General features: G+C 57.8%; 21 protein-coding genes and 1 tRNA gene. 10 read left to right on the top strand and 12 right to left on the bottom strand.

The genetic code is table 11. The annotated features are described in order from the left end of the window. Nucleotides 1–3: 3 nt before the first annotated feature. Genes bhcC through bhcA form a run of 3 tightly spaced genes read right to left on the bottom strand, consistent with a single transcriptional unit; the run spans nucleotide 4 to nucleotide 3,352 of the window. Nucleotides 4–1,167: a 3-hydroxy-D-aspartate aldolase BhcC gene (gene bhcC / locus AC2FIP_RS06970; protein ID WP_496785679.1), complete on the bottom strand. Its 1,164-nt coding sequence runs from the start codon at nucleotides 1,165–1,167 to the stop codon at nucleotides 4–6. A gap of 11 nt (nucleotides 1,168–1,178) precedes the next feature. After that, nucleotides 1,179–2,150 (bottom strand): beta-hydroxyaspartate dehydratase BhcB, encoded by a 972-nt coding sequence (bhcB, locus tag AC2FIP_RS06965; RefSeq protein ID WP_496694737.1) that lies wholly within the window; start codon nucleotides 2,148–2,150, stop codon nucleotides 1,179–1,181. A gap of 11 nt (nucleotides 2,151–2,161) precedes the next feature. Further along, nucleotides 2,162–3,352: an L-aspartate--glyoxylate aminotransferase BhcA gene (bhcA, locus tag AC2FIP_RS06960; protein ID WP_281994957.1), complete on the bottom strand. Its 1,191-nt coding sequence runs from the start codon at nucleotides 3,350–3,352 to the stop codon at nucleotides 2,162–2,164. A 189-nt stretch (nucleotides 3,353–3,541) separates the two neighbouring features. Here bhcA and AC2FIP_RS06955 point away from each other — a divergent pair, with 189 nt between their 5' ends. After that, nucleotides 3,542–4,384, top strand: coding sequence for an IclR family transcriptional regulator (locus AC2FIP_RS06955; RefSeq protein ID WP_496785677.1), 843 nt, complete (start codon nucleotides 3,542–3,544; stop codon nucleotides 4,382–4,384). Here the strand turns inward: AC2FIP_RS06955 and AC2FIP_RS06950 are convergent. Beyond that, nucleotides 4,349–5,092: a rhomboid family intramembrane serine protease gene (locus AC2FIP_RS06950; protein ID WP_496694740.1), complete on the bottom strand. Its 744-nt coding sequence runs from the start codon at nucleotides 5,090–5,092 to the stop codon at nucleotides 4,349–4,351. The genes AC2FIP_RS06955 and AC2FIP_RS06950 overlap by 36 nt on opposite strands. Before the next feature lie 42 nt (nucleotides 5,093–5,134). Next, nucleotides 5,135–8,536, bottom strand: a complete 3,402-nt coding sequence (gene putA, locus AC2FIP_RS06945; protein ID WP_496785675.1) for a bifunctional proline dehydrogenase/L-glutamate gamma-semialdehyde dehydrogenase PutA — start codon at nucleotides 8,534–8,536, stop codon at nucleotides 5,135–5,137. Between the two features lie 108 nt (nucleotides 8,537–8,644). Here putA and AC2FIP_RS06940 point away from each other — a divergent pair, with 108 nt between their 5' ends. Then, complete coding sequence (locus AC2FIP_RS06940) at nucleotides 8,645–9,127, top strand: Lrp/AsnC family transcriptional regulator (RefSeq protein ID WP_425595921.1); 483 nt, start codon at nucleotides 8,645–8,647, stop codon at nucleotides 9,125–9,127. A gap of 30 nt (nucleotides 9,128–9,157) precedes the next feature. Then, the gene (locus tag AC2FIP_RS06935; RefSeq protein ID WP_496701545.1) at nucleotides 9,158–9,724 is read left to right on the top strand and encodes a tetratricopeptide repeat protein; all 567 of its coding nucleotides are present in this window, start codon (nucleotides 9,158–9,160) and stop codon (nucleotides 9,722–9,724) included. Between the two features lie 47 nt (nucleotides 9,725–9,771). On the opposite strand, the gene AC2FIP_RS06930 is transcribed toward AC2FIP_RS06935, so the two are convergent. The 7 genes from AC2FIP_RS06930 to AC2FIP_RS06900 form a co-directional block, all read right to left on the bottom strand. Continuing rightward, nucleotides 9,772–11,661 carry a PhoX family protein gene (locus tag AC2FIP_RS06930; protein ID WP_496785673.1) on the bottom strand — a complete coding sequence of 630 codons (1,890 nt, stop codon included), beginning with the start codon at nucleotides 11,659–11,661 and terminating at the stop codon, nucleotides 9,772–9,774. A 204-nt stretch (nucleotides 11,662–11,865) separates the two neighbouring features. Then, nucleotides 11,866–12,861 (bottom strand): ABC transporter ATP-binding protein, encoded by a 996-nt coding sequence (locus AC2FIP_RS06925; RefSeq protein WP_496785671.1) that lies wholly within the window; start codon nucleotides 12,859–12,861, stop codon nucleotides 11,866–11,868. After that, nucleotides 12,858–13,892 carry a Gfo/Idh/MocA family protein gene (locus AC2FIP_RS06920; RefSeq protein ID WP_496785669.1) on the bottom strand — a complete coding sequence of 345 codons (1,035 nt, stop codon included), beginning with the start codon at nucleotides 13,890–13,892 and terminating at the stop codon, nucleotides 12,858–12,860. The genes AC2FIP_RS06925 and AC2FIP_RS06920 overlap by 4 nt, the downstream gene beginning before the upstream one ends. After that, entirely contained in the window at nucleotides 13,889–14,728 is an 840-nt protein-coding gene (locus AC2FIP_RS06915) for a carbohydrate ABC transporter permease (protein WP_271949335.1), read from the bottom strand. The genes AC2FIP_RS06920 and AC2FIP_RS06915 overlap by 4 nt, the downstream gene beginning before the upstream one ends. A 10-nt stretch (nucleotides 14,729–14,738) precedes the next feature. Then, nucleotides 14,739–15,653: a carbohydrate ABC transporter permease gene (locus AC2FIP_RS06910; RefSeq protein WP_142636674.1), complete on the bottom strand. Its 915-nt coding sequence runs from the start codon at nucleotides 15,651–15,653 to the stop codon at nucleotides 14,739–14,741. A gap of 65 nt (nucleotides 15,654–15,718) precedes the next feature. Then, entirely contained in the window at nucleotides 15,719–16,972 is a 1,254-nt protein-coding gene (locus AC2FIP_RS06905; protein ID WP_496785667.1) for an ABC transporter substrate-binding protein, read from the bottom strand. Nucleotides 16,973–16,996: 24 nt separating this feature from the next. Continuing rightward, nucleotides 16,997–17,881: an N-acetylmuramic acid 6-phosphate etherase gene (locus AC2FIP_RS06900; RefSeq protein ID WP_496785665.1), complete on the bottom strand. Its 885-nt coding sequence runs from the start codon at nucleotides 17,879–17,881 to the stop codon at nucleotides 16,997–16,999. A gap of 171 nt (nucleotides 17,882–18,052) precedes the next feature. On the opposite strand from AC2FIP_RS06900, the gene AC2FIP_RS06895 reads away from it, so the two are divergent. The 7 genes from AC2FIP_RS06895 (at nucleotide 18,053) to AC2FIP_RS06865 (ending at nucleotide 26,047) form a co-directional block, all read left to right on the top strand. Continuing rightward, nucleotides 18,053–18,928, top strand: a complete 876-nt coding sequence (locus AC2FIP_RS06895) for a glucosamine kinase nucleotide-binding domain-containing protein (protein ID WP_496785662.1) — start codon at nucleotides 18,053–18,055, stop codon at nucleotides 18,926–18,928. Continuing rightward, nucleotides 18,915–19,664, top strand: coding sequence for a GntR family transcriptional regulator (locus tag AC2FIP_RS06890; RefSeq protein ID WP_281972698.1), 750 nt, complete (start codon nucleotides 18,915–18,917; stop codon nucleotides 19,662–19,664). Before AC2FIP_RS06895 ends, AC2FIP_RS06890 begins: the two co-directional genes overlap by 14 nt. Nucleotides 19,665–19,683: 19 nt before the next feature. Next, nucleotides 19,684–20,712 carry an SIS domain-containing protein gene (locus AC2FIP_RS06885; protein WP_281972699.1) on the top strand — a complete coding sequence of 343 codons (1,029 nt, stop codon included), beginning with the start codon at nucleotides 19,684–19,686 and terminating at the stop codon, nucleotides 20,710–20,712. Beyond that, nucleotides 20,709–21,845 carry an N-acetylglucosamine-6-phosphate deacetylase gene (gene nagA, locus AC2FIP_RS06880; protein ID WP_496785660.1) on the top strand — a complete coding sequence of 379 codons (1,137 nt, stop codon included), beginning with the start codon at nucleotides 20,709–20,711 and terminating at the stop codon, nucleotides 21,843–21,845. Before AC2FIP_RS06885 ends, nagA begins: the two co-directional genes overlap by 4 nt. Before the next feature lie 138 nt (nucleotides 21,846–21,983). Continuing rightward, nucleotides 21,984–22,058, top strand: a tRNA-Gly gene (locus tag AC2FIP_RS06875). A 127-nt stretch (nucleotides 22,059–22,185) separates the two neighbouring features. Further along, nucleotides 22,186–24,006 (top strand): ABC transporter transmembrane domain-containing protein, encoded by a 1,821-nt coding sequence (locus AC2FIP_RS06870; protein WP_496785659.1) that lies wholly within the window; start codon nucleotides 22,186–22,188, stop codon nucleotides 24,004–24,006. A 151-nt stretch (nucleotides 24,007–24,157) separates the two neighbouring features. Next, on the top strand, nucleotides 24,158–26,047 hold the full coding sequence (locus AC2FIP_RS06865; RefSeq protein WP_496785657.1) for an acyl-CoA synthetase: 1,890 nt from the start codon (nucleotides 24,158–24,160) through the stop codon (nucleotides 26,045–26,047). Nucleotides 26,048–26,050: the final 3 nt, after the last annotated feature.

Below are 26,050 nucleotides of genomic sequence, written 5' to 3'. Positions count from 1 at the left end.
ATCTCAATAGGCTTTCCCGCGGGCCGAGACCGGCCACAGGGCTTCGACTTTGCCGCCCCGTACGCCCACATACCAATCATGGACATTGCAGGTCGGGTCACAGTGGCCCGGCACCAACCGCAGCTTGTCATTGACTTTCAGTACGCCGTCTGGATCTCCGATAACCCCATGCTCGTCCGAGCACTTGAGGTATTCGACATCATCACGCCCGAACACAAAGGGCAGGCCGCTATCGACCGACTGCGCCTTGAGGCCGGCGTCGCAGATGGCCTTGTCTGCTTTGGCGTGGCTCATGACGCTGGTCAGGATGAACAGCGCATTTTCCCATTCTCCCTGATCAATCCGCTGGCCGTTCTGATCCAGAATCCGCCCATAATCCGCGTCCATGAAGGCGTAAGAGCCGCATTGCAATTCGTTGTAAACGCCCGAGTTACTTTCGAAGTAATAGGAACCGGTGCCGCCGCCCGAAACCAGCTCGCACTCGATCCCTTCTGCTTTCAACCCGGCGACAGCGTCTTTGACCATGGCAATGGCTACATCCAGCTTCTCTTTACGGGCCTCATAGGTGTCGAGATGTTGCATCGCACCCTGATAGGCCTGAATGCCGGTGAATTTCAGATTTGGCGCTGCTTGCACAGCTTTGGCAATCTCGATGACCGCCGATGTCGTGGTTACACCACAGCGCCCTGCGCCGCAGTCGATCTCGATGAACACTTCCAGTTCTGTGCCGTGACGCGAAGCGGCAGCCGACAGGTCGGAGATATTATCGATATCGTCCACGCAGACAATGATACGTGCGCCGAAATTGGGCAGCCGTGCCAGTCGGTCAAGCTTGGCCGGGTCGCGCACCTGGTTGGATACAAGGATGTCCGTAATGCCGCCACGGGCAAATACCTCGGCTTCCGACACTTTCTGACAGCAGACGCCGACCGAACCGCCCAACCGTTCCTGCAGCTTGGCCACATCGACCGATTTGTGCATCTTGCCATGAACACGATGGCGCATCCCATGGGCCTTTGCGAAATCGCCCATCTTTCGGATGTTGCTCTCTAGCGCGTCCAGATCAAGGATCAGGCAAGGCGTCTGTATCTCGCTTTCGTCCATGCCGATCGCGGCAGGGATGTCGAAGCCGACCTCGAGGTCTTCAAAATTTACGGTCTTGTTCATGTTGTTTCTCCTTACCCTTTCAGCCAGGGCAGTTTGTCCAAGTCTACATTGCCACCGGTCACGATGACGCCAATGCGCTTGCCTCGGAAAACCTCTGGGTTCTTCAAAATGGTTGCCAGAGGAACCGCCGAAGACGGCTCCATCACCACGCGCAGGTGCTTCCAGGTCAGTTTCATCGCTTCGATGATTTCCTCTTCCGAGGCGGTAAAAATATCGGTCACGTGGTTGGATACGAAATGCCAGGTGTTTTCTTTCAGGGGCACCAGCAGCCCATCCGCGACTGTCTTGGGGGCGTCATCTGCGATGATATGCCCGGCCTTGAAGGACCGGTAGGCGTCATCCGCCTGTTCCGGTTCCGCTGCATAAATTGCGGTCTCGGGCGCAAGGTTCGAAACCGTCAGACAGGTGCCTGAAATCATGCCGCCACCGCCGATGGGCGCGATAACGGCGTCCATACCACCAGTCTGTTCCAGCAGTTCGGCGGAGCAGGTGGCCTGACCGGTAATCACACGCGGGTCGTTATAGGGGTGAACAAATTCGCCACCGGTTCGGGCCTGAACCTCGGCAAATGTTGCTTCGCGCGAGCTTGTCGAAGGGTCACATTCGGTGATTGTACCGCCATATCGGCGAACTGCATCCTTCTTGGCCTGCGGGGCTGTGCGCGGCATGACCACGTTGCACGGAATACCGCGGCGGCCGGCCGCATAAGACAAAGACAAGGCGTGATTGCCGCTGGAATGCGTGCAGACACCCTTGGGCATCAAATGGTCTGCAAGGCCGAATACAGCGTTGCAGGCCCCACGCACCTTAAAGGCCCCGGCTTCTTGGAAATTTTCGCATTTGAAGAACAGCTGCGCGCCGGTCAGGTCATTCAGGTGGTCCGAAACCATGACCGGAGTTCGGCGGATATGCGGTTTGATCCGATCATGCGCGACACGCATGTCCTCGATCGTCAGATCCGCGGCAGAGGGGTGATCCAACATTGTCATTCTCCTTACGCCGCGGCCTCGGTTCGGTTGCCGGGTGTGGCGCGAAAATGTTCCTGGGCTGCGGCGACGCCAGAGCCCAACGTGATCGGATAGCTTAGATCGGCCATTGCCATCTCGATCGTACAGAGCCCGGACAGGACCATCGCATCTGTCAGACTGCCCAGATGCCCAATACGGAACGCCTTGCCGTGCAACTGGCCCAAGCCAACACCAAAGGACATCCCGTAGGTGTTAAAGGCATGGTCGGTCAAAATGTTGCTGTCGAACCCTTCGGGCACGTAGATTGCGCTGACCGTGTCCGAGTAAAGGTCTGGCGATTGAGCAACCAGTTCCAGCCCCCAAGCATCGACGGCGCGCCGGACACCCTCGGCAAGCCGATGATGACGGGCGTAAACATTCGGTAAGCCTTCTTCAAACAGCATCTTCAGGCTTTCACGCAGCCCGTAGATCAGTTGCAGAGGTGGTGTATAGGGAAACCCTCCGGTCGCATTGGCCGCCATCATATCCCGGAAATCGAAAAAGGTCCGGTGCAGCTCTGCGGTTTCCATCGCGTCCAGCGCTTTCTGGCTGACGCAAAGGATGGCCATGCCAGTGGCCAGCATGAATCCCTTCTGCGATCCCGAAACCGCGATGTCGACGCCCCAGCGGTCGAACTCGAACGGTACAGAGGCCAAAGAGCTGACGCAGTCCACCATCAAAAGCGCCGGATGATTGGCGGCATCCATCGCCCGTCTTACAGCCCCGATATCCGAAAGCACTCCTGTTGCCGTTTCATTATGAGTGACCAGAACGGCGCGAATTTCATGCGCTTTGTCCCCAGTCAGAACCGTCTGAAATTGGTCAGCGGGAGCGCCGCTGCCCCAAGGGCAGTCGATGACCTGAACGTCAAGCCCGTGACGTGTGCACAGATCAATCCAGCGGTGGCTGAAAACGCCATAGCGCGCTATCAGGACCTTATCACCGGGGCTGAGCGTGTTGGTGATTGCAGCCTCCCATCCACCTGTGCCGCTGGCGGGAAAGGTAACGATCTGGGCCGCAGCGGTATCAAAGACCTTCTTGGTGTCTTCCAGTACGGGTGCAAATGTCTGGACAAAGTCCGGCGCGCGATGATCCTGCGTCTGGACCTGCATGGCCAGGCGCAATCTATCAGGTATGTTGGTCGGGCCGGGAATGAAAACCGGGTTTTGGTTCGACATGGCTTGTTCCTCTGCTTTGGAGATAAGTGTCCGGGAAAAAGCTGCATTACGCAATTTTCTTGAAAAATATTTTCATTTATTGAAGATAAATATTAAGCTACTGATATATTAAACTTTTCCGTTTTTCATTTTTACGTACAAGAAATCCGGACGCGAGAAACTTTGGACAGCTGAAAGGAAATGCCTGGGATGGAAACGCAGAAAAGGCCACGCGGCAGACCAAAATCGCTGTTCAAGGAAAGCTCGGCCGGGACCATGCAATCGCTGGATCGGGCGCTTAGCGTTTTGACCACAGTGGCCCGTCTGGAACGCGCAGCACTCAGCGATTTGGCGCGCGAAGTTGATGTGCCCACGGCAACAACACACCGAATTCTGGTGACGCTGCAGAAGCACGGTTTCGTCGCCTTTGATGAAGAGCGTCAAGAATGGATGATCGGGATCGAGGCTTATCGCACCGGAGCGTCCTTTCTACGCCGTAATGGTGTTATCGAAATCGGAAGGCCCATTTTACGCCGGCTGATGCATGATAGCGGCGAAACGGCGAATCTGGCCGTTCCGGACGGGGCCGAAGTGGTGTTTGTGGGGCAGGTCGAAACGGCCAATCCGATCCGGGCCTTTTTTCCTCCGGGCGCGCGGACACCGATGTATGCCTCGGGCACTGGTAAGGCGATCTTGGCCGCGTTGAACGAGGCTGCATTGATCAAAGCGCTGGGCACGTTGGACACAAAGGTCTTTACGCCTCAAACACTGGTGCCCGGCGATGCACTGCAAAGCGATCTGGATCAGACCCGGGCCCGCGGGTGGTCGCATGATCGGGAGGAACGATACGAGGGGATGTCATGCATCGGTGCGGCCATCTTCAACGACCGGGGGGAACCCTGTGCGGGCATTTCCGTATCTGGCCCTACCGCCCGGTTCAGCACTGAACGCGCGCCGGAATTGGGCCGATTGGTACAAGCCGCCGCGCAAGAGGTTACCTTGCTCAGCGGTGGGCGCTTACCGGCGCGGGATGCGGGGGATGCGGGATTGTGACAGCTTGTATTTGTGCTCTGGATGGGGCGGATGCCCATGGGTGCGGTTCCAATAGTCACTCGCGCCGCGCCGCAACCAAAGGGGTATGCACAAGAGCAAACCAACAAGGAAGCCCCCGGTATGGGCCCAATAGGCGACGCCGCCCTCGTCGGGGTTGCTGGACAGGCTCCCAATGAACTGCATACCCAGCCACACGCCTAGCATGACAAACGCCGGGATCGAGAAGACACGGAAATAGATCACCAGAACAAGCAGGATGTCCACGCGCGCTTTGGGGAACATCAACAAATAGCCACCCATGACGCCAGCTATTGCGCCAGACGCACCAATCGTAGGGACCAGAGATTGTGGCGCTGTGACGACGTGGATCAGACCGGCCCCGATACCGGCGGCAAGATAGAACAGCAGAAAGGGCAGGTGGCCCATCTCGTCTTCGAGGTTGTCGCCGAAGATCCACAGGAACAGCATGTTTCCTGCCAGATGCATCCAGCCGCCATGCAGGAACATCGAGGTCACGAGGGTCTCAAGCGTATAGCCGTCCGTAATCCGGGCGGGCACCACCGCAAAGTCGGTATACAGCTGGGTGATCAGCCGCTGGTTCTCCATGCTTCCCGCATAGCTGAGGAAAATCAGGATATTTGCAGCCATCAACAGATAGATGACATACGGTGTGCGTCCCGAAGGGTTATGGTCACGAATTGGAAACATGGTGCGACGCTGGGCGGTTGGCTGCCCAGCGTCAAGGCCTGTTTAGGCCGCACCCCCCAGCAATGCGGCATTCCCACCCGCAGCAGTGGTGTCGACACAGACATGTCGTTCTCCCAGAACGCGGGTGCGATCTGGCAGGCCGGGGATCAGAGGGATGATTGGGCCTGCACGCCGGGACAGATGACGCTCGATTTCCTGACCGGTTGCGTCGTCGCCCCACCACAATACGCCCGAGAAGCCAGTCAGGTTTTCAAGCCGGTGCAGGTCTAACGCTCCGGTAGACATAATGGCCTGACCGCCCAGTGCTTTGACCGCATTGGCCTGCGCCTGCGCGGCTTCAACTCCGGGGCCCATGCACAGAAGTGGCGCGCGCGAGATTTCACTCAGGCGATTTGATTCGCCCGTCGGTCCCGGCAGCAATCGCGCTGTGACCTCAGCGATTTTTCCCTCAGGCATGGGCAGATCGGCCATATCAGAGGCCCATTGCTCGGGACTGACCTTCCGGTCCGGGGCGCAGAAACGGGTCAGGTAGTTCGGCCCGCCCGCCTTTGGGCCGGTCCCCGACAGGCCCTCGCCGCCAAAGGGTTGCGATCCAACTATGGCGCCGATCTGGTTGCGATTGACGTAGATGTTTCCGGCATGAACAGCTTCGGTGATGTGCTGAACGCGGTCGTCGATCCGTGTGTGCAGGCCAAAGGTCAGCCCGTATCCTGTGGCGTTGATATCGGCGATGATCTGATCCAACTCCGAGGAATTGAACCGCACTACATGCAGGACGGGGCCAAACACCTCGCGCTCCAACTCGGCAATGCCGGGGATTTCGATAAGGGTTGGGGCGATGAACGTGCCGTCACCAGGGACGGACATCTCTTTCAGGACACGCCCTTCGGACCGTGCCAATGCGATGTGATCAGCGATTCCAAGGCGGGCATCTTCGTCGATCACGGGGCCGCAATCGGTTGAAATCAACCAGGGATCGCCAACCAGCAGTGCGTCCATGGCCCCTGTCAGCATGGTCAGAAGATCATCGGCAATGTCTTCTTGGACATAAAGACAGCGCAACGCCGAGCACCTTTGTCCCGCTGATTGGAATGCGCTTTCGATGATCGACTGAACCGCCTGTTCGGGCAGGGCGGTGCTGTCCACGATCATCGCATTCAAGCCACCGGTTTCCGCGATCAGAGGCGTTCCCGGTCGCAGGTTTCCGGCCATGGCCGCACGGATTTTCAGGGCGGTCCCGGTCGAGCCGGTAAAGGCCACTCCCGACACCCTCGGGTCCGAGGTCAGGGCTGCGCCCACCGATGGACCGCCCGGCAGAAACTGTAGCGCGCTGCGTGGCACTCCGGCCTCGTGCAGCAATTCAACGGCGCGTTGCGCGATCAATGGTGTCTGCGGTGCGGGCTTTGCCAACACCGCATTCCCAGTGGCCAAAGCGGCGGATATTTGACCGGTGAAAATGGCCAGCGGAAAGTTCCACGGGCTGATGCAAGTGAACACACCCGCTGGTTTTGCGTCGGGTATATTCGCCGCATAATAGCGCAGGAAATCTACCGCCTCGCGCAGTTCGGCGACTGCATCGGGCAGGGACTTACCAGCCTCACGGGCCAGCAGGGCGAAAAGCTCACCGAAATGGGTCTCGTAAAGGTCGGCGGCGGCATTCAGAACCTGCGAGCGTTGATCTGCCACTACCTGCCAGGGGGTGGCTGCAGTCAAAGCAAGCTCGACATCTTGTGCGCTGGCCGGAGCAACGGCACCGGGGCGATCCCGCGACTGTGCGGGGTTGACGATGGGCTGATCGTCATCGGGCCGCGCATCGCCGGACAACAACGGGCGCGCATACCAGTGATGCGTCCGAAACGCGTCCCGCGCGGCATTGACTCGGTCCAAAGTGGGAATGTGCCGCAAGTCAAACCCCTGCGAATTGGGCCGCTCGGGTTGAAACAGTTCGGGTCCGGTTGGAATGGCGCGTGCCGGTTCGAGGAGAGTGAGAAACGGATCGGCTGCAACCTCCTCCGGGGGAACAGTATCATCCACGATTTGGTTCACGAATGAAGAGTTCGCACCATTCTCAAGCAGCCGCCGCACCAGGTAGGCCAGCAAGTCACGATGGGCCCCGACAGGCGCGTATATGCGGCAGCGTGTGTTGTTTGCGTCCTTAACCAGATGGTGCAGGGTTTCTCCCATCCCGTGCAGCCGCTGAAATTCGAAAGGCTGATCAGTTGCCATTTGCAGAATTGCACTGACCGTATGGGCGTTATGGGTGGCAAACTGCGGATAAATCCGGTCGGTCATGCCCAGCAATTTTCGCGCATTAGCAATATAGGAAACATCGGTCACGGCCTTGCTGGTAAACACCGGAAAACCCTCTACGCCTTCAACCTGAGCGCGCTTGATTTCGGTATCCCAATAGGCGCCTTTGACCAGCCGCACCATCAGTTTGCGGTCATAGCGCTCAGCCATTCCATAGAGCGCGTCCAGAGCGATTCCGGCACGCGGACCATAGGCCTGAACCACAATTCCGAACCCGTCCCATCCTGCCAGCGCAGGTTCGGCCATCACCGCTTCGATGACCTGCAGGGACAGCGACAGGCGGTCGGCCTCTTCGGCGTCGATATTCAGGCCCATGCCAGCGGCTTTGGCCAAAAGGCACAGGGCGCGCAGGCGGGGAACAAGCTCGGCCATCACACGCTGTTCCTGGGCCAGCTCATACCGGGGGTGCAGCGCCGACAGCTTGACCGAGATGCCCGGATTGGCCCGAATGTCATCATGGGTGCAGGCCTCTGCAATGGCGGTGATGGCACGGGAATAAGACAAATGATATCGGGCCGCGTCGGCCTCGGTCCGTGCGGCTTCACCCAGCATATCGTAGGAATAGGTATAGCCCTTGGCCTCCATCCCGCTGGCACGTTCCATGGCCGACTGGATGGTCTCGCCCAGCACGAACTGACGGCCCATTTCCTTCATTGCGCGCCCGACGGCCGTGCGGATAACCGGTTCACCCAGTCTTTTGATCGCACCTCGCAGGGCACTGACAGGCGAGGGCTTGCCGTCGTCGAGAACTTTACCGGTCAGCATCAGCGCCCAGGTCGAGGCATTCACCAGCGGCGAGGAGGATTGCCCAAGATGCTTGCCCCAGTCGGACGGCGCGATCTTGTCTTCGATGAGAGCATCGATCGTGTCGGCATCCGGCACGCGCAGCAGCGCTTCGGCCAGACACATCAGCGCCACGCCCTCATCGGTGGACAGGCCATATTCGGCCAGAAACACCTCCATCATGCCCGGCGATGTACTGGATCGAATATCACGCACAAGCTGGGCGGCTGCCGCACAGATTTGGGCTCGATCAGTTTCAGACAGCGCGGCATGATCGATAAGATTGTCGAGAACGGCGGTTTGATCAGCGTAGGTTTGGCTGTCGATATGGGTGCTCAGGCTGTGTGACATGAATCCTCCAGGCTTTTGTTGAATATAATGTCGATTTCTCAGGACGATTGCCGTATTTTTTAATTCATCTGGTCGGATGGACTGTATTTAGGGGATAATGCCGTGCAAATGAACTTTCCGGATTTGGATCGGTTTGATCGAGCGATCTTGGCGATTCTCTCAGAGGATGGGCGCATATCAGTTGCCGACCTAGCGCGGCGGATCGGGCTGTCGAAATCCCCAACCCAGGCGCGTCTAAAGCGACTTGAGGCTAGCGGGGTGATCACCGGGTATCGCGCCCTACTGGACCCGATCCGACTGGGGTTGGACCATGTGGCTTTTGTCGAGGTGCGCCTGACCGACACAAGAGAGAAGGCACTGGCCGAGTTTAACGCCGCAGTCCGCAAGGTGCCCGAAATCGAGCAAGCTCATATGATCGCGTCGAATTTCGACTATCTGCTGAAAATCCGCACTGGTTCAATGTCGGAATACCGCGCCGTTTTGGCTGAGAAGATATCCTCGCTTCCGCATGTGGCGAATACCTCGACCTTTGTGGCGATGGAGGCAGTTAAGGAAACCGTTGTTTCAGGCGCTTTGGACAGGGTGGGTTGACGAATTGCGCAAGCGCGTCACCATACGCGTATGAAGCGTTTTGTGTTCCCTCTGCTAGTGTTGGCGGCCCCTCCGGGTGTCGCCTGGTCTGAAGAATGCCCGTCCTCGCCGGATCATACTGAAAGCATCTCGGCCGTAATCGCGCAAATTCAGGATGTTGGAAACGAGGCCGAAGCCCAGACATTTTCCAATCAGTTATGGGAGTTGTGGACCGATGCGCCCGACGCTGTTGCGCAGGCCGTTCTGGACCGGGGCATGACCCGCCGCAGTGGCTGGGACCTTCGGGGTGCCATCGAGGAGTTTGACAAGCTTATCGAATACTGCCCGCACTATGCCGAGGGGTACAATCAGCGCGCCTTTGCATATTATCTTAGCCAGGATTTCGCATCTGCGTTGCCGGATCTGGACAAGGCGATCGAGCTGTCTCCGAACCATGTCGCGGCGATCAGCGGGCGCGCCCTGACGCTGCTTGGCTTGCATCGGATAGATGAAGCCCGTGCGGCACTGTCACATGCTTTGGAGCTTAATCCCTGGCTGTCCGAGCGCCACTTGATGGCTCCAGGCGGACCGTTGGAGCCGCCCGGTGAGGATATCTGAGGAATAGACGTCCCCGACCCATAGGACCGGGGACAATCTGGAACAGCTTAACCGACCAGCCCGTTATCGGTGCGCTTGATCGTGATCACCGACGAGCGCGGTGTGCCACCATCCGGCCATTCGCTGCCGGGATGCTGAATGCCGACAAACATGGTGCGCAGATCGCTGGACCAGGCCAGACCCGTGACCTCACACCCGTTTGGACCGGTCATGAAACGGGCGATTTCGCCTGTGACCGGATCGCCGACCAGCATCTGGTTGTTGCCGTGACCTGCGAAGTCTTCTTCATTGTCGTCATTGCCGTCGGTCTGGATCCAGACCAGACCGGTCGAGTCAATGGTCATCCCGTCGGGTGAGTTGAACAGGTTGCCCTCGTTCACATTGGCCGACCCGGCGCGGGCGTCAGAATGCACCGTCGGATTGCCGGCCATGACATAGAGATCCCAAACGAACGCGTCGGCTGCGTGGTCGTCATTATCCGGTTTCCAGCGAACGATCTGGCCATATTTATTGGCCTCACGCGGGTTGGGTCCATTGGTCGACGTATCGTCACCCCCGGCATTTGGTTTCACGCCGCGGTTCTTGTTGTTGGTCAGGCAGCAATAGGCTTCGACCGCTACCGGGCTGGACGCCACCCATTCAGGGCGATCCATGGTCGTGCCACCCGCCTTGGACGCCGCCAATCGGGTGAAGATCGCAATATCCGCCGCATCCATGCCTGTTGCATCCGGCGTCAGCGGCAGCCAGGTGCCTGTCATGTCGTCATCGAATTTCGCCACATAAAGCGTGCCGTCGTTCAACAGGTTCTGGGTTTCGCCGCCGGGCTGATAGGTGCCGTTCGAGACGAATTTGTACAGATACTCGCCCCGCTCATCATCACCCATATAGACAACCACGCGGCCATCAGCGGCCAGAGTTACCTCGGCATTCTCATGCTTGAAACGGCCAAGACCGGTGTGTTTGACCGGGGTGCTGTCCGGTTTGGTCGGGTCGATTTCAACGATCCATCCCACTCGGTGCGGCTCATTGGGGTTTTTGGAGGTATCGAACCGTGGGTCGAACAGCTCGTAGCCGTTCCAGCTTTCGGCTTTGACACCATAGCGCTTGAAGCCGTCCGCGACCTTCTGATCGTAGCTGGCGTTTTCGTCGCTGGACCCGAAATAGCCGTTAAAGTTCTCTTCGCAGGTCAGATACGTGCCCCAGGGCGTCTTGCCTGCACCACAGTTGTTCATGGTGCCCAGCGAGGTTGTGCCGGTCGGGTCGGCCTCGGTCTTCAGCAGGTCGTGGCCGGCAGCGGGGCCGACGATGTTCATCTCAGTGTTGTGGTGGATGCGCCGGTTGAACGGGCTGTCCTTGACTACCGACCAACCTTCTGGGCCTTCGGTGATTTCCATTACGGTCACGCCTTGCAGGTTCTGCAGTTTGCGCACGTCGTCAGCACTGGCCGGAACACCTTCCTGCGCGGCTGGCAGGTTGATTTTACCGTTCGGATATTCGTGATTGATCGCAATCAGCGCATGACCCTGGAAGGTAAAGGTCTCCATGCCGTCGGTATTCTCGCCAAAGATGCGGTCCGAGTTCTCGACCGGGCCGCCCTCGGCGAGGTCATAGCCATCGGCATCCGAAAACAGCGGATCGCCCCAGCGCATCAAGATCTTCCACTCAAACCCTTCAGGCACATGGACGGTGCCATCAGTTTGTGCGGCAATCGGGGTGAAAGCGAACCGGGATGCAGCCTGTGCCTGCGCCGAGGTCGAGCCAAGCAGGCCGGTTCCCAACGCAGCCGCGCCAGAGCCGAAGGCCACGACGCCGGACAGAAATCCACGGCGGGAAATGGCGCTTTCGACGACACGGTCAAAGTCGTTTTCTTCAGGGCGGGGGAAATGCAGCTCGTCCCAGTCGTCGGCGGAAAGTGTGGTAGGGTCAACGTCTTTCATGGATTGCTCCTGGCTGTCTGTGAAAAGTCGATGAAACGGACTTAGGGGGCATTTGTGACAGGGTAATAACAGCACCATTAACATTGGTGCCGGGATACTCAGGAAACAGATAAACTCAGGAAGCGTTAGGATACGCCGATTGGATTAGCCCGTCAAAACGGGCTGATCACACCTTGTTTTATTGGCTTTTGACAGGAAAAGCGGTCAGGTAAGGCGCTGACCGTCCGCATTGAACCGATAGGCCTTGTCCGAAGAATAGGCGAAACGCAATTCCTGCCCTTCGGATATCGCATGCTGGCCAAACAGCCGGGCGGTTATGGCGTGTTCGTTGATCTGCGCGATGACATTTGTGTCTCCGCCCAGCTTCTCAACATGGCTGACGCGTGCAGTGAGCGGGCCGTCATCTGCAAGGAACAGATCCTCGGGCCGAATGCCGATCGTGTTCCGACCGCTTTCGTTGAGCAATCCTTGAGGCAGAAAATTCATTGACGGCGAGCCGAGGAACCCTGCCACAAACTGGTTCGCGGGATTGTTATACAGTTCCATCGGGCTACCGATCTGTTCTACCCGGCCGTCACGCAGAACAACGATCTTGTCGGCCAGGGTCATGGCTTCGGTCTGGTCGTGGGTAACATAGATCATCGAGGCGTCCAGTGCGCGGTGCAGATTGGCGATCTCGATCCGTGTGTTCATCCGCAGCGCGGCGTCCAGGTTGGACAGCGGTTCGTCAAACAGGAACAGTTTAGGTTCGCGCACAATGGCGCGACCAATGGCAACCCGTTGCCGCTGACCGCCTGAGAGTTCGGACGGGAAGCGGTCCAGATAGGGTTCCAGGTTCAGCATCCGGCTGGCTTTGGCCACGCGGCCTTCGATTTCCGATTTGGGCTGCTTTTCCTGCTTCAGCGCTAGGGTCATGTTGCCCCGCACGCTGAGATGCGGGTAAAGCGCATAGCTTTGGAATACCATCGCAATGCCGCGTTTGGACGGTGGCACCAGATTGACCTGCTGCCCGCCAATGTTGATCTCACCGGACGATGCATCCTCGAGCCCCGCAATCACCCGCAACAGGGTGGATTTGCCACAGCCCGAAGGGCCGACAAATACGACAAACTCGCCGTCTTCGACTTCAAGCGTGATGTCTTTTAGGACATGCACATTGCCGAAGGATTTATTGATTTTGTTCAACGTCAGGGCGGTCATGTCGCTTGCTCCTCAAAGGAAACGGGCTGGCCAGTGCGGATGCTTTCATCTGCGGCCAGGCAAATGGCAAGGGATTGGACAGCGTCATTCATATGACGCGTCAGGTCTATGTCTTCGGCGATGGCGCGCAGCATATAGCCCTGTTCGGCATCGCAGAGTTCCTGGTGACCGGGTTCACCGGGCATGTCGATTGTGTGGTCGCCTTGCGGTGTGTGGACTAGCAGACCGCCAACCTTTGTGTGGCCGTCGATATCCGCCGAGGCGCCCTTGTTCCCGTCGGTGATCGAGACCGAACCGTTGGGCGACACTATATCTTTCACGAAGAATGCGGTTTCCGACATCATCGGGCCCCAGCCGGCCTCATACCAGCCGACCGAGTCGTCATTGAAAACCACCTGAAATTGCCCGTAATTGTACATGTCGGGCGCGATCTCATCGGACAACCGCAGACCCATTCCGTGGACACGGACGGGCCAGGCATCAGTGATCTGGCACATCACATCGACATAGTGAACGCCGCAATCCACGATGGGCGAGGTGGTCTGCATCAACGCTTTATGCGTCTCCCATTCCGCACCGTTGGATTGCTGGTTCAGGTTCAGGCGGAATACATAAGGCCCACCCAGTTTGCGGGCCTCGGCAATCAGCCGCACCCACGAGGGGTGGTGGCGCAGGATGTAGCCAACAACCAGCTTGCGGTTCAGTCGGATGGCGGTTTCGACCACGCGCCGCGCATCAGCGACATTGGTGGCCAGCGGTTTCTCTACAAAGACATGCGCCCCGGCTTCCATCGCCGCACAGGCATAATCCGCATGGCTGTCGGAATAGGTGGCGATCACGACCAGATCCGGGTTTGTTTCGGCCAGCGCGGTTTCGAAATCCGAATAGGCAGGATAATCCGCCAGATCGGGGTCATCCACGCGCCCGGATCGGTTCACCAGCCCAGCAATTTGCACGTCCGGGTGATGGTGATGGGCCAGCGCGTGGCTGAACCCCATATTGCCAAGACCTGCGATCAGAACACGTGTCATTTGACAGCCCCTGACGTGATGCCGCGGATCAGCTGACGTGAGAATATGACATAGAGAACCAGGACCGGCAGGATTGCCATCGACAAGGCTGACAGGACCGCGTTCCAGTCGGTGACAAATTGACCGATAAAGACCTGGCTGCCCAGCGTCAGGGTCTTGGTCTCTTCGGCGGGGGCCAGGATCAGCGGGAACCAAAGGTCGTTCCAGATCGGGATCATGTTGAACACCGCCACCGTCGCCATGGCGGGCCGCACCAGTGGCAGCACTAGGCGGAAGAAGATCGTATATTCCGACAGCCCATCAATGCGCCCGGCATTCTTAAGATCGTCGCTGACCTGCCGCATGAATTCGGACAGGATGAACACTGCCAGCGGCAAACCCTGTGCCGTATAGACCAAGATCAGCGCCCAAAGTGAGTTCACTAACCCGGTCGCCACCATCATCTCAAGGATTGCGACAGTGCCGATGCGGATCGGAATCATGATCCCCAGTGCCAGATACAGGCCCATCAGCAGGTTGCCTTTGAACTGGTACTCGGACAGCGCATAGGCCGCCATGGCACCGAACAGCAGGATAAAGAACAACGACGCCACGGTGACGATCATCGAGTTCTGAAAGTAGAGGAAGAAATCCCCCTGCTTCATCACCGTCTCATAGCCGATCAGCGAAAAACTGTCTGCGTTGGGCAGGGCCAGCGGTTCGCGAAAGATCGACCGGCGGGTTTTGAAGCTGTTGATCAGGATCACGAAGACCGGGAACAGAGCGATCAGTGTATACAGGATCAGCCCAGCGTGCATCGCTACGGTGTTGAGGGGGTTATGGCGTGCTTTGTTCATCCGTTTGCCCTCACAGTTGATACCGGCGCATCCGGGTCTGGATGCCGAACAGATAGATACAGACGCCCACCAGGATGATTGCGAACATGGCCCCGGCGATGGCCGATCCCATATGCGGGTCGCCTAGTTGCAACTGGAAGCCGAAGAATGTGCGATACATGAAAGTACCTAGAATATCGGTTGAGAAATCCGGCCCTGCCAGCGCGCCTTGTGAGGCATAGATCAGGTCGAATGCGTTGAAATTACCCACAAAGGTCAGGATCGAGATGATCCCGATCGAGGGCAGGATCAGCGGTAGTTTGATCTTCCAGAAGGCCGAGGCCCCGGTGATGCCGTCGATCTCTCCGGCCTCAAGGATTTCTTCGGGGATGGTCAGCAGGGCGGCATAGATCAGCATCATCGGGATGCCTACGAACTGCCAGACCGAGATCAGCGCCAGCGTGGTCAGTGCGTATTCCTCTTTGCCCAACCACGGCGCAAAGAGGGACTTCAGCCCAACAGCATCCAGCATCGAAGGCGCAATGCCCCAGATCGGCGACAGGATCAGTTTCCAGGCAAAGCCCACGATCACAAAGCTGAGGATCGTAGGAATAAAGATCGCCGAGCGATACAGGGCGGCAAACCGTAGGCGGGGGTGGCTGAGAAGGGCGGCCAGCGCGATGCCGATCGGGTTTTGAACCAACATATGGATCAGGAAGAACCAAAAATTATTACCCAGAGCATTCCAGAACTGATCCGACCAGTTGGGATCGAAAAACAGGGTCCGGAAATTCTGCAATCCGACAAACACGCGAGCCTGATCAACCTCTGTATACAGTGCAAGGCGCAGTGTGTTGAACAGCGGGAAAATCATCACAGCGGTATAGACGAGTACGGCAGGTGCCAGAAATACAACGATATGCCAGCGGATGCGGGGGCGGGTCATGGGATTGCTTTCAAAGGGATGTCGGAGTTACCCGGGCGGTCGGCACCGCCCGGGTATGGGTCAGCTTACTGATGCGGAGCGTACCAGGAGGCCAGGCCTTCCTGCAGTTCGGCGCCCAGTTCCTCGGGCGATTTTGCGCCTTTGATGGCTGCAACCGAAGCGCCCCAGGTATCGTTTTCGAGGTTCGGTGTGCCACGCGACAGGATTTGATAGGTCGAGCGGATGGTCGATTCACACTCTTCGCGCCAGCCTACGATTTCCTTGGCCAGCGGATCCTGCAGCTCGACCGGAGTGTTCGAGAGCGGGAAGAAGCCGGGCAGGGCGTTGCCGAAGATTTCCGCGAATTCCGGGCTTGCAACCCAGGCCAGGAACGTCTCGGCAGCTTCGGGATTCGCGGTGGCCGCATTCATACCGATGCCAATGTCGGTGTGGTCCGAGATATAGCAGGTATCGCCCGCATTCTGGACTGGCGGCTTAAAGGCGCCCATTTCGAAATCGGCCTGCGCATTGAAGCCCGAAATTTCCCAGGATCCCGCAGGGTAGACGGCTGCGCGACCCAGGGTAAAGATGTTCTGGCTGTCGGGATAGGTCTGCGCCTCATATCCGTCACCCAGATAAGCGCCCCAACGGGCCAGGGTGGCATAGGGGGCGGTCCAGGCTTCATCGGTCAGCTTTTGCTCGCCCGAGATCAGCGCCTGGCGGCCCTCTTCGCCTTTCCAATAGTTCGGGCCGATGTTGTTATAGCCCATAGTGGCAGCTTCCCACTGGTCGTTGGTGCCCATCGCCATCGGGATATACGTGCCGTCTTCCTTGATCTTGTCGAGGGCGGCAAAGAACTCGTCCTCGGTTGTGGGAACTTCGATGCCCAGTTCGGCAAACGCGTCCTTGTTGTAGATGAACCCGTGGATCACCGATGCCATGGGAACGCAGAAGCTGGCCGAGCCGTCATCCGTCTGCCAGGCCGATTTGGCCACATCCGAGAAGTTGCCCATCGCTTCGACACCCGACAGGTCGCTCAGGTGGCCGGCCTCATAGAGGGCCAGTGATGCATCGAAAGGACGGCAGGTGATCAGATCGCCAGCCGAGCCCGCATCCAGTTTCGAGTTCAGGACAGCGTTGTATTCTGCCGGGGCCGAGGGTGTGAATTGCACTTTGATGCCGGGGTGTTTGGCCTCAAACGCAGGGATGATCTGGTCCTGCCATAGCGTCAGGTCGTCATTTCGCCAGCTTTCGATGGTCAGGGTCACATCATCCGCATAGGCAGCCGACGCCATCAGCGTCGTGCCCAGCAGAGCAAGTTTCAAGCTATTCTTGGTCATCCATATTCTCCCGATTGATGGTTATTATTCTATGGCCAGTGCGGCCGTTAGGATTCCGTCTGATGTTCGTAGGCGTTCGGTGGCTTCGGATGCCGAAACACCTTTTGCGGCGACAAGCACGGCGGGCTTCACATCACCGCGCGTTGCTTCCAGTGCGCGCTTTGCTGCGTCTGTGTCCACCTCGGCAATGCGGGTGACGATTCCGGCCGCGCGGGCGCGCAGTTTGTCATTGTCCGCGCGCAGGTTGACCATCATGCCGCCATGTACGTGGCCAAGGTCCAGCGCCATCAGCGACGACAGCATATTCAAGGCGATCTTTTGTGCCGTTCCCGCGCCCATCCGAGTTGATCCAGAGATCAGTTCGGGCGGTGTGGCAAGCAGGATCGGGATGTTGGCCTGTATCAGCAGGGGGCTGTTGGCGTTATTGGCGATGCCGATCAAGGTCGCGCCGTTTGCGCGGGCGATGCCTGCCGCTGTCATCGTGTAAGGTGTGGATCCGCTGGCGGATACGGCAATTACCGTATCGCGGGCTGTTAACGCGTTCAGCGCCTCACGCAGGTCTCCGTCGGCATCTTCGGAATCGCCAGGCATCTCAACACCCGTCGGAAGGCCGCCAGCCATGTGAATCCGCAACTGGTCTGGCGTGATCGAGAATGTTCCGCCCAGCTCTTGTGCGTCAGCTGCAGCCATCAGCCCGGAGGATCCCGCCGCAACATAGTGCAACATGCCGCCCGAACGCAGAGTCATAGCCATCGCTGCAGCACCCGAGGCGATGGCCTCTAGGGCCGGGCGCACTGCTGCCGCCGCTGCGATCTGACCCTCGGCCAGCAGCAAGGCTGACCCCATCAGGTCATCGCGACAAAGGCTGGCGGCATTATGATGCAGTTGTTCGGTCGACGGCAGCGTCAAGAGAATCCCCTCCCAGGTTTCCTGATTACAATACCTATTTAATACCACCTGTCCAACATTTTATTTTCAGTGAAGGTTTTGTGCTGTTTTCAAAGGAAAAACTGCAATATTTGCGAGCAACGCCAAAATCTAGGCTTTTCTAAATCAAATAGGTATTGTATTGGTATTGTCATGATTGAGTCCCTGCATAATGCTGTATTGGCCGTTGATGGCGGTGGAACGCGCTGTCGTGTGGCCTGTGAGGTTGCTGGAATCGCTCGCAGCGTTGAAGTTGGCGCTGCAAACGTCTCGACTGATTTTCAGGCTGGCGTTTCACAGATAATGCTGGGGTTAGACCAGCTGTCTGGCAAGCTTGGCATCGGGGTTGAGGGCTTGTTGGCAAGTCCTGCCTTTGTTGGTTTGGCTGGGGTCACGGATCAGGCGATCGCAACTCGTTTGAGGGATGCGCTTGGTCTAAAGCACGCCCGGATAGATGATGATCGTCCCGCTGCCTTGCGCGGGGCACTGGGTTCGCAGGACGGGCTGATTGCCCATTGTGGTACAGGTTCGTTTCTGGCCAGGCAAACTGGTAGCGACATGCGCTTTGCCGGTGGCTGGGGCTCGGTCTTGGGGGATGAAGCCTCGGCCCAGTGGGTTGGAAGGATGGCATTGTCCTTGGCATTGCGTGCGTTTGATGGAACGCAGACCCGTTCGGACCTTTTGACCACTTTGCTGTCCGAGCATGACGGACCTGCCGGGATCGTTCGCTTTGCGGGGGCTGCAGACCCTGCGCAGTTTGGTGCGATTGCACCAAAAGTGACCATGGCTGCCCAAGATGACGACGTGGTTGCGCAACAAATCATGCGGGCAGGTGCTGCCTATCTGGCGGATACCGCCACGCATTTGGGGTGGAGCCCGGGAACCGCGCTGTGCCTGACGGGCGGTATTGGTGGTCAATACGCGTCGTATCTGCCCGAAAACATGCAATCCGACCTGCGCGCGCCGTTAGGAGAACCGCTCGACGGGGCGCTCGCCTTGGCAAAGGAGGTCGAACATGAGCATTGCTGATTTTCTGCGTTCGGATTCCTGGCTGACCGCTGATAATGGGCCGAGATATGTCCAACTGCGTCGAAGGCTGCAGGAGGGCATTGATACGGGTGTTCTGCCCCCCAAATCGTCGCTTCCGTCCGAGAGAGAACTTGTCGAGATCACGGACCTTTCGCGCGTCACCGTGCGAAAGGCGATTCAAGAGCTTGTCCAGGAGGGCGTGATCGAACAGCGTCAGGGCTCGGGCTCGTTCATCCGCGAGCGCATGCCACGGGTCGAACAATCGCTGACACATCTGACTTCGTTCACCGAAGACATGTCCAGCCGTGGAATGAAAACCGCGTCGAAATGGCTGGAGCGGGGGGTCTTTGCGCCGACCCAAGAAGAGATTGCCGCCTTGAGCTTGTCCGAGGGTGAGCAAATCTCTCGTATCTACCGATTGCGCGAAGCCGATGGCCGTCCACTGGCGCTGGAAAAAGCGGCGCTACCTTTGGATATCCTGCCGAACCCGATCGAGGTGACCACCTCTCTGTACGAGGTCTTGGATCGGTTGGGCCGCCGTCCTGTTCGGGCGGTTCAGAAGATCTCGGCCCTGAATTTGGCCGCGCGTGAGGCTGAACTGCTTGATGTTCCCGAGGGAGCCGCCGGGCTGAATATTGAACGTGTTTCTTTTCTCAGAAACGGACGCGTCGCCGAACTGACACGCTCGCTTTATCGCGGCGATGCGTATGATTTTGTCGCTGAATTGCGGTTGTAACCTGAAAGGACGGAACTTGATGTCCGTAGAACTCTCGAAGATGCGTCAGGAAATTCTGGAAATTCCTGATGCCGTAGACCGATTGCTAAGCAACGGGGCTGACAATATCCGCCACGCTGCCCAGTTGGCGCGCGACGCAGACCCGCGTTTTCTGGTCTCGGTGGCGCGAGGATCTTCGGATCACGCCTGCACCTATCTGAAATATGCATGCGAACTGTTGCTGAACCTTCCTGTTGCCTCGGTCGGGCCCTCGGTCAACTCGATCTATGGTGCCGAGCTTCGGGCGCAGGGTGCGTTGAGTATATCGGTGTCGCAATCTGGTCAAAGCCCGGACATCGTTGGCATGACGCGCGCGCTGAAACGATCTGGTGCCGTGACGGTCGCCATTACGAACAATACGGAATCCCACCTTGCAGATGCCACGGATGCCGTCCTGCCTCTTCATGCGGGACCGGAATTGAGTGTGGCAGCAACCAAGACCTTTGTGACATCTCTGGTGGCGGGCCTGTGGTTGCTGGCGGAAATCGCGGATGAGGCAGAGCTGAAGCAGGCCATATGGTCACTGCCCGGGTATCTTGGGAAGGCTGCACAATGCGACTGGACCCCGGCTGCAAATGCGATTTCCGGCCGGTCCCTGTTTACCTTGGGTCGCGGTCCGTCGCTGGCGATCTCGAATGAAGCGGCGCTGAAGATCAAAGAGACCTGCCAGATTCACGCCGAGAGCTATTCGACTGCCGAAGTTCTGCACGGGCCGGTCTCAATCGTTGAAGAAGGGTTTCCAACCATTGTGTTCGCCGCCGGTGATGCCGCTGAACAAACAACGGCAGAAGCGGCTGATGCGTTGGCGGCAAAAGGGGCTACCGTTTTTGCCGCAACCTCGGCGGTGAAACAGGCGCAGCCTCTGCCGGTCGTCAGAACGGACCATTGGCTGACCGATCCCATCAGCACCATCACATCGTTCTACAGCATGGTTGAATCGGTCGCCTGCAATCGCGGAATTGACCCTGATGCCCCGCGTCACCTTAAGAAAGTTACGGAAACTGTATGACCTCTGAGACGGTTGTATTCAGAAACGGCACCTATTTCGACGGCACACGCCTGCTGGAGGGGCAGGCGGTTGTGTTTCGCCAAGGTAATTTGTCCGAGATCACCCCGGCAGACGGAACCGAAATCGCCGGGCAGCAGGTCGATCTGAACGGTGATATTCTCTGCCCCGGATTTGTGGACCTACAGGTCAATGGCGGCGGTAGTGTCATGTTCAACGATGATCCTTCTGTCGAGACTATCCAGCGCATTTCTCAAGCGCATAGAAAGCTTGGCGTCGCATCCTTTTTGCCCACCCTGATTACCGACACTGCGGCCAAGACCCAGCAGGCAATAGAGGCCGCGATCAAGGCTGTGGATGTCGGTGTTCCCGGTGTCGCTGGACTGCATCTGGAGGGACCGCATCTTTCATTGGCGCGAAAAGGGGCGCATGACGCCGCGCTGATCCGCCCGATGGATGAAGAGGATCTGACCACCCTGATAGCCGCGGCCAGCCGATTGCCTTGCCTTAAAGTAACCCTGGCGCCAGAAGCTGTGTCTGAGCGACAGGTTACCTCTTTGGCTGAGGCCGGAATTCTGGTGTCTCTGGGTCATAGCGATGCGGATTTTGCGACCTGTCAACGTTATGCTGCGGCGGGCGCGCGCTGTGTCACACATCTGTTCAACGCCATGAGCCAGCTTGGAAACCGCGAGCCTGGTCTTGTGGGGGCGGCGCTGGCCAATGCGGGTTTGTCTGCGGGTCTGATTGCCGACAGTATACACGTACACCCTGAGGTCATGCGGGCGGCATGGGCGGCAAAGACCGGCCCGGCCCGGATATTTCTGGTCAGCGATGCCATGGCTGTTGCCGGAACAGAGGATGCCGAATTCAACCTTGAAGGGCGCCGTATTACCAGAACGGATGGCCGCCTGACGCTTGAAAATGGAACGCTGGCAGGGGCTGACCTGGATCTGACGACGGCTGTTCGCATCCTTGTTAAAAATGTCGGTGTCCCACTGAAGGATGCGCTGAGCGCCGCAACGACCTATCCTGCGAAGTTGATTGGTTTGGACGAATCTTCCAGTAAGAATCTGGCATCCATGATCCGTATTTCGGCGGATCTTGAATCTTGCGAATGGGCGAATGCCGCGCGTTGAATAAGCCGCGCGCTGCCGAAGCGACCCCGGGAATACCGATGCGCCGGGGTCCGTCCCCGGGTGTCATATGATTTTGAATTTCACGTGCGAACTGTGCTTGACGACACCTTGGGCATGGCATAAACCAGCCACCGCTGAGCGGGCGTCGTATACTGGCTATTACCTCAGCCTTCCAAGCTGATGAAGCGGGTTCGATTCCCGCCGCCCGCTCCAAATCAGCCCCAAAAGTCTGCGTCAAATAGCCTTTCGTTTGGGCCATTCGGCTGCACCGCTTGACCCGGCGGGTTGTAGACGCCAAGAAGCGGGATACCGGAATTCGAACACGATGTAAGGGCCTGACATGGCAAAACCCGTCTCAGCCAGTCCAGCAGCAAAACCCGCACCCGGTGCGGCTGAGGAACGGGCCAGGTCCAGGAAGATCGGTGTTCTGGCATCGCTCTGGCCATTCATGAAGCCTTATCGGTTGCAAATGATTGGGGCCTCTTTGGCCTTGGTTCTGACCGCCAGCATGACGCTGACATTGCCTTTGGCCGTCCGCCGTGTGGTCGACAACTTTCGGATCGAAGACGGAGAGCTACTGGATTGGTACTTTCTGGCGGCGCTGGGCATCGCCGCGATTCTGGCCGTCGGAACAGGCATCCGCTACGCGCTTGTTACGCGCCTGGGCGAACGCGTTGTCGCCGATATCCGCAAAGCCGTTTTTGATCGCGTCATCGGGATGAGCCCCGAATTCTATGAACGTATCATGACGGGTGAGGTGCTGAGCCGGATCACGACCGACACCACGCTGATTCAATCCGTGCTGGGCTCGTCGGTCTCGATCGCTCTACGCAATATGTTGATGTTTCTGGGCGGGCTTGTGCTGATGCTGCTGACCTCGGCCAAGCTGACCGGGATGGTCTTGCTGCTGATTCCGCTGGTTGTGGTTCCGATACTGGTATTGGGGCGGCGCCTGCGGGTTATTAGCCGGGAAAACCAAGACTGGATCGCAGCCTCATCGGGAAACGCCGGTGAAGCGCTGAGCGCGGTTCAAACCGTTCAGGCCTTTACCCATGAGCAGGCCAGCCGAAATCAATTCGGTGAGATGACCGAAACGTCCTATACTGTCTCGCTGCGCCGAATTCAGACCCGGGCCGTGCTGACCGTCATCGTCATATTCCTGGTGTTTTCCGGAATCGTGGGCGTGTTGTGGATGGGGGCGAATGATGTCCGCAACGGTGTCATGACCGAGGGCGTTCTGATCCAGTTCGTGATCTATTCGATCATCATGGCCGGTTCGGTCGCGGCCCTGTCCGAAATCTGGAGCGAATTGCAGCGTGCGGCCGGTGCGACCGAGCGGTTGGTCGAGTTGTTGAATGCTCAGGACACCGTGAACGATCCCGGCCAGGCGCAAGTTTTCCCCGCGCCCGTGCGCGGCGAGATTCAGTTCGACGATGTGACTTTCCGCTACCCGGCGCGTCCGGATGTCGTGGCGTTGAATGAACTGTCGCTGACAGTCAACCCCGGGGAAACCGTCGCATTTGTCGGCCCCTCGGGGGCCGGAAAAACAACTGTGATCCAGATGATTCAGCGGTTCTATGATCCTGACTCGGGACGCGTTTGTTTGGATGGTATTGACCTGCGAAATTTGGATCGTTCCAATTTCCGCCGTCATATGGCACTTGTACCTCAGGATCCCACGATATTTGCAGCATCGGCGCGCGAAAATATCCGATTTGGGCGGCTCGATGCGACGGATGCCGAGGTTGAAGACGCAGCCCGCGCAGCTGCGGCCCACGAATTCATCTCGACGCTGCCCGAAGGCTATGACAGCTTTGTAGGAGAGCGAGGCGTCATGCTGTCCGGGGGACAAAAACAGCGGATCGCCATCGCCCGCGCCATTCTGCGCGATGCTCCGATCCTGTTGTTGGATGAGGCGACATCGGCATTGGACGCTGAAAGCGAGCGCGCTGTGCAAGGGGCTGTCGACAGGTTGCGTGCAGGGCGGACGACGCTGATTGTTGCGCACAGATTGGCAACCGTGAAAAAAGCCGACCGCATCATCGTCCTGGAGAACGGGCAGATCGTTGCGCAGGGAACGCATGACGATCTGGTATCGCAGGATGGGCTGTACGCGCGTTTGGCACGGTTGCAATTTACCGATGGTGTTGCAGCAGAGTAACCTGATGGCGAGATATTTTGTTTTGCGCCCCAGCGTCATTCTACATTCTGGGTTGTTCTGCCGTTAAGCCCTTACTTGCACATGAGCGGGTTTTACTTTCATCCTAGATGAGAGCCTGCGCGTGACGCAGTAAAAGTACAGGGAGGAACTAATGGCATTCGCGGGATTAGACGATAAGGCAAGAATAGAAAATGAAATGCCGTGGGAGGATCGAGACGTACCGGTAACCTTTCATCAGTTACTTTCTCGAACGGCGGCCAAGTTCCCCGACCACAAGGCCATTAGCTTTCAGCTGTTTTCCGGCCCAACCGATAAGGCCGAGACACTGACGTGGTCTGATCTGCTGGGTAAGGTCAATCAGGCCGCCAATCTTTTCAGATCTCTGGGTATCGGTGAAAATGATGTGGTGGCCTATGTTCTGCCCAACTGCAACGAAACTCTGGTGACCCTTATGGGAGGGGCCGTCGCAGGGATCGTGAACCCGATCAACCCGTTGTTGGAGCCCGAGCAAATCGCAGCAATTTTGCGCGAGACGAAAGCCAAGGTTGTTGTGACGCTAAAGTCATTTCCCAAAGCCGATGTTGCACAGAAGGTGGAAGAGGCCGTACGCCACGCGCCCGGTGTGAACACAATTCTGGAAATCGACCTGAATCGCTATCTGACGCCTCCGAAATCGTGGATCGTCCCCCTTGTGCGTCCCAAAATGGGCGACAAGGCTAAATTGGCTCATGCGGACTATTTGAATTTCAGTAAAGAGCTGGCGAAACAGTCCAAGACACTGACATTCGAAGACAGTAAATCAGACCGTGTTGCGTGCTATTTCCATACTGGTGGTACAACCGGCATGCCCAAGGTTGCACAACACAAGTATTCCGGCCTGATCTATAATGGCTGGTGTGGTGGCACCTTGTTGTTCGACGAAAACGATGTGGTCATGTGCCCACTGCCCATGTTCCACGTCTTTGCTGTGCATGTGATCGTCATGGCTGCGGTGAGTTCGGGTGCGCATGTGGTCTTCCCGACGCCTCAAGGATATCGCGGGGATGGCGTTTTCGACAATTTCTGGAAACTGATTGAGCGTTGGAAAGTCAGCTTTATCATCACGGTTCCGACAGCGATCTCTGCCAAAATGCAGCGCCCTGTCGACGCCGATATCTCGTCAGTGAAAACGGCCTTCTCAGGCTCGGCTCCTTTGCCGGTTGAACTGTTCCGTCGCTTTGAAGAGGCCACCGGCGTTACTATAGTCGAAGGCTATGGCCTGACCGAAGCCACCTGCCTTGTGTCGTGCAACCCGGTGGATGGCGAAAAGAAGATCGGTTCGATTGGCGTTCCGTTCCCCTATACGGATGTGAAAATCCTGCAGGATGGCCCCGACGGTCCGACCGAATGTAGCACTGATCAGATTGGTGAGATCTGTATCTCGAACCCCGGCGTATTTGCGGGCAACACGTATACGGAGGTCGAAAAGAACGTGGGCCTGTTCCACTATGACAAATATCTGCGTACCGGTGATTTGGGCCGGTTTGACGATGATGGCTATTTGTGGATCACCGGTCGTGCCAAGGATTTGATCATTCGCGGCGGGCACAATATCGACCCGGCCGAGATCGAAGAGGCGCTGTTGGGGCATGAAGCCGTGGCATTTGCCGGTGCGATCGGTCAACCAGACGCCCATGCGGGTGAAGTGCCCTGTGCCTTTGTCGAACTGGTCTCTGGGGCCAGTGTGACAGAGCAGGAGCTGATGGAATACTGCAGAGTTCACGTTCACGAGCGTGCCGCGCAACCTAAGCACATGACCATTCTGGACGAACTGCCCAAGACGGCAGTGGGCAAAGTCTTTAAGCCCGAGCTACGTAAGCAGGCGATCACACGCATCTACAATGGTGCGCTTGAAGACGCAGGCGTTGCTGCGCGTGTGGTTTCGGTTCTGGATGATAAAAAGCGCGGACTTGTCGCGCAGCTTGACGCCAACGGTTCCTCGGACGACGATGTCAGCAAAGTGCTGGGATCGTTCACCCGGCCATGGGAGTGGGCTGCCTGATCG

This window comes from Ruegeria sp. CDSB114 (assembly GCF_059611025.1).
This window is presented reverse-complemented; position numbering and strand designations above follow the sequence as displayed.

Excerpts from the sequence above, each read along its gene's own strand:
- bhcC (WP_496785679.1), bottom strand. The coding sequence starts at position 1,167 with ATGAACAAGACCGTAAATTTTGAAGACCTCGAGGTCGGCTTCGACATC.
- bhcB (WP_496694737.1), bottom strand. The coding sequence starts at position 2,150 with ATGTTGGATCACCCCTCTGCCGCGGATCTGACGATCGAGGACATGCGT.
- bhcA (WP_281994957.1), bottom strand. The coding sequence starts at position 3,352 with ATGTCGAACCAAAACCCGGTTTTCATTCCCGGCCCGACCAACATACCT.
- AC2FIP_RS06955 (WP_496785677.1), top strand. The coding sequence starts at position 3,542 with ATGGAAACGCAGAAAAGGCCACGCGGCAGACCAAAATCGCTGTTCAAG.
- AC2FIP_RS06950 (WP_496694740.1), bottom strand. The coding sequence starts at position 5,092 with ATGTTTCCAATTCGTGACCATAACCCTTCGGGACGCACACCGTATGTC.
- putA (WP_496785675.1), bottom strand. The coding sequence starts at position 8,536 with ATGTCACACAGCCTGAGCACCCATATCGACAGCCAAACCTACGCTGAT.
- AC2FIP_RS06940 (WP_425595921.1), top strand. The coding sequence starts at position 8,645 with ATGAACTTTCCGGATTTGGATCGGTTTGATCGAGCGATCTTGGCGATT.
- AC2FIP_RS06935 (WP_496701545.1), top strand. The coding sequence starts at position 9,158 with ATGAAGCGTTTTGTGTTCCCTCTGCTAGTGTTGGCGGCCCCTCCGGGT.
- AC2FIP_RS06930 (WP_496785673.1), bottom strand. The coding sequence starts at position 11,661 with ATGAAAGACGTTGACCCTACCACACTTTCCGCCGACGACTGGGACGAG.
- AC2FIP_RS06925 (WP_496785671.1), bottom strand. The coding sequence starts at position 12,861 with ATGACCGCCCTGACGTTGAACAAAATCAATAAATCCTTCGGCAATGTG.
- AC2FIP_RS06920 (WP_496785669.1), bottom strand. The coding sequence starts at position 13,892 with ATGACACGTGTTCTGATCGCAGGTCTTGGCAATATGGGGTTCAGCCAC.
- AC2FIP_RS06915 (WP_271949335.1), bottom strand. The coding sequence starts at position 14,728 with ATGAACAAAGCACGCCATAACCCCCTCAACACCGTAGCGATGCACGCT.
- AC2FIP_RS06910 (WP_142636674.1), bottom strand. The coding sequence starts at position 15,653 with ATGACCCGCCCCCGCATCCGCTGGCATATCGTTGTATTTCTGGCACCT.
- AC2FIP_RS06905 (WP_496785667.1), bottom strand. The coding sequence starts at position 16,972 with ATGACCAAGAATAGCTTGAAACTTGCTCTGCTGGGCACGACGCTGATG.
- AC2FIP_RS06895 (WP_496785662.1), top strand. The coding sequence starts at position 18,053 with ATGATTGAGTCCCTGCATAATGCTGTATTGGCCGTTGATGGCGGTGGA.
- AC2FIP_RS06890 (WP_281972698.1), top strand. The coding sequence starts at position 18,915 with ATGAGCATTGCTGATTTTCTGCGTTCGGATTCCTGGCTGACCGCTGAT.
- AC2FIP_RS06885 (WP_281972699.1), top strand. The coding sequence starts at position 19,684 with ATGTCCGTAGAACTCTCGAAGATGCGTCAGGAAATTCTGGAAATTCCT.
- nagA (WP_496785660.1), top strand. The coding sequence starts at position 20,709 with ATGACCTCTGAGACGGTTGTATTCAGAAACGGCACCTATTTCGACGGC.
- AC2FIP_RS06870 (WP_496785659.1), top strand. The coding sequence starts at position 22,186 with ATGGCAAAACCCGTCTCAGCCAGTCCAGCAGCAAAACCCGCACCCGGT.
- AC2FIP_RS06865 (WP_496785657.1), top strand. The coding sequence starts at position 24,158 with ATGGCATTCGCGGGATTAGACGATAAGGCAAGAATAGAAAATGAAATG.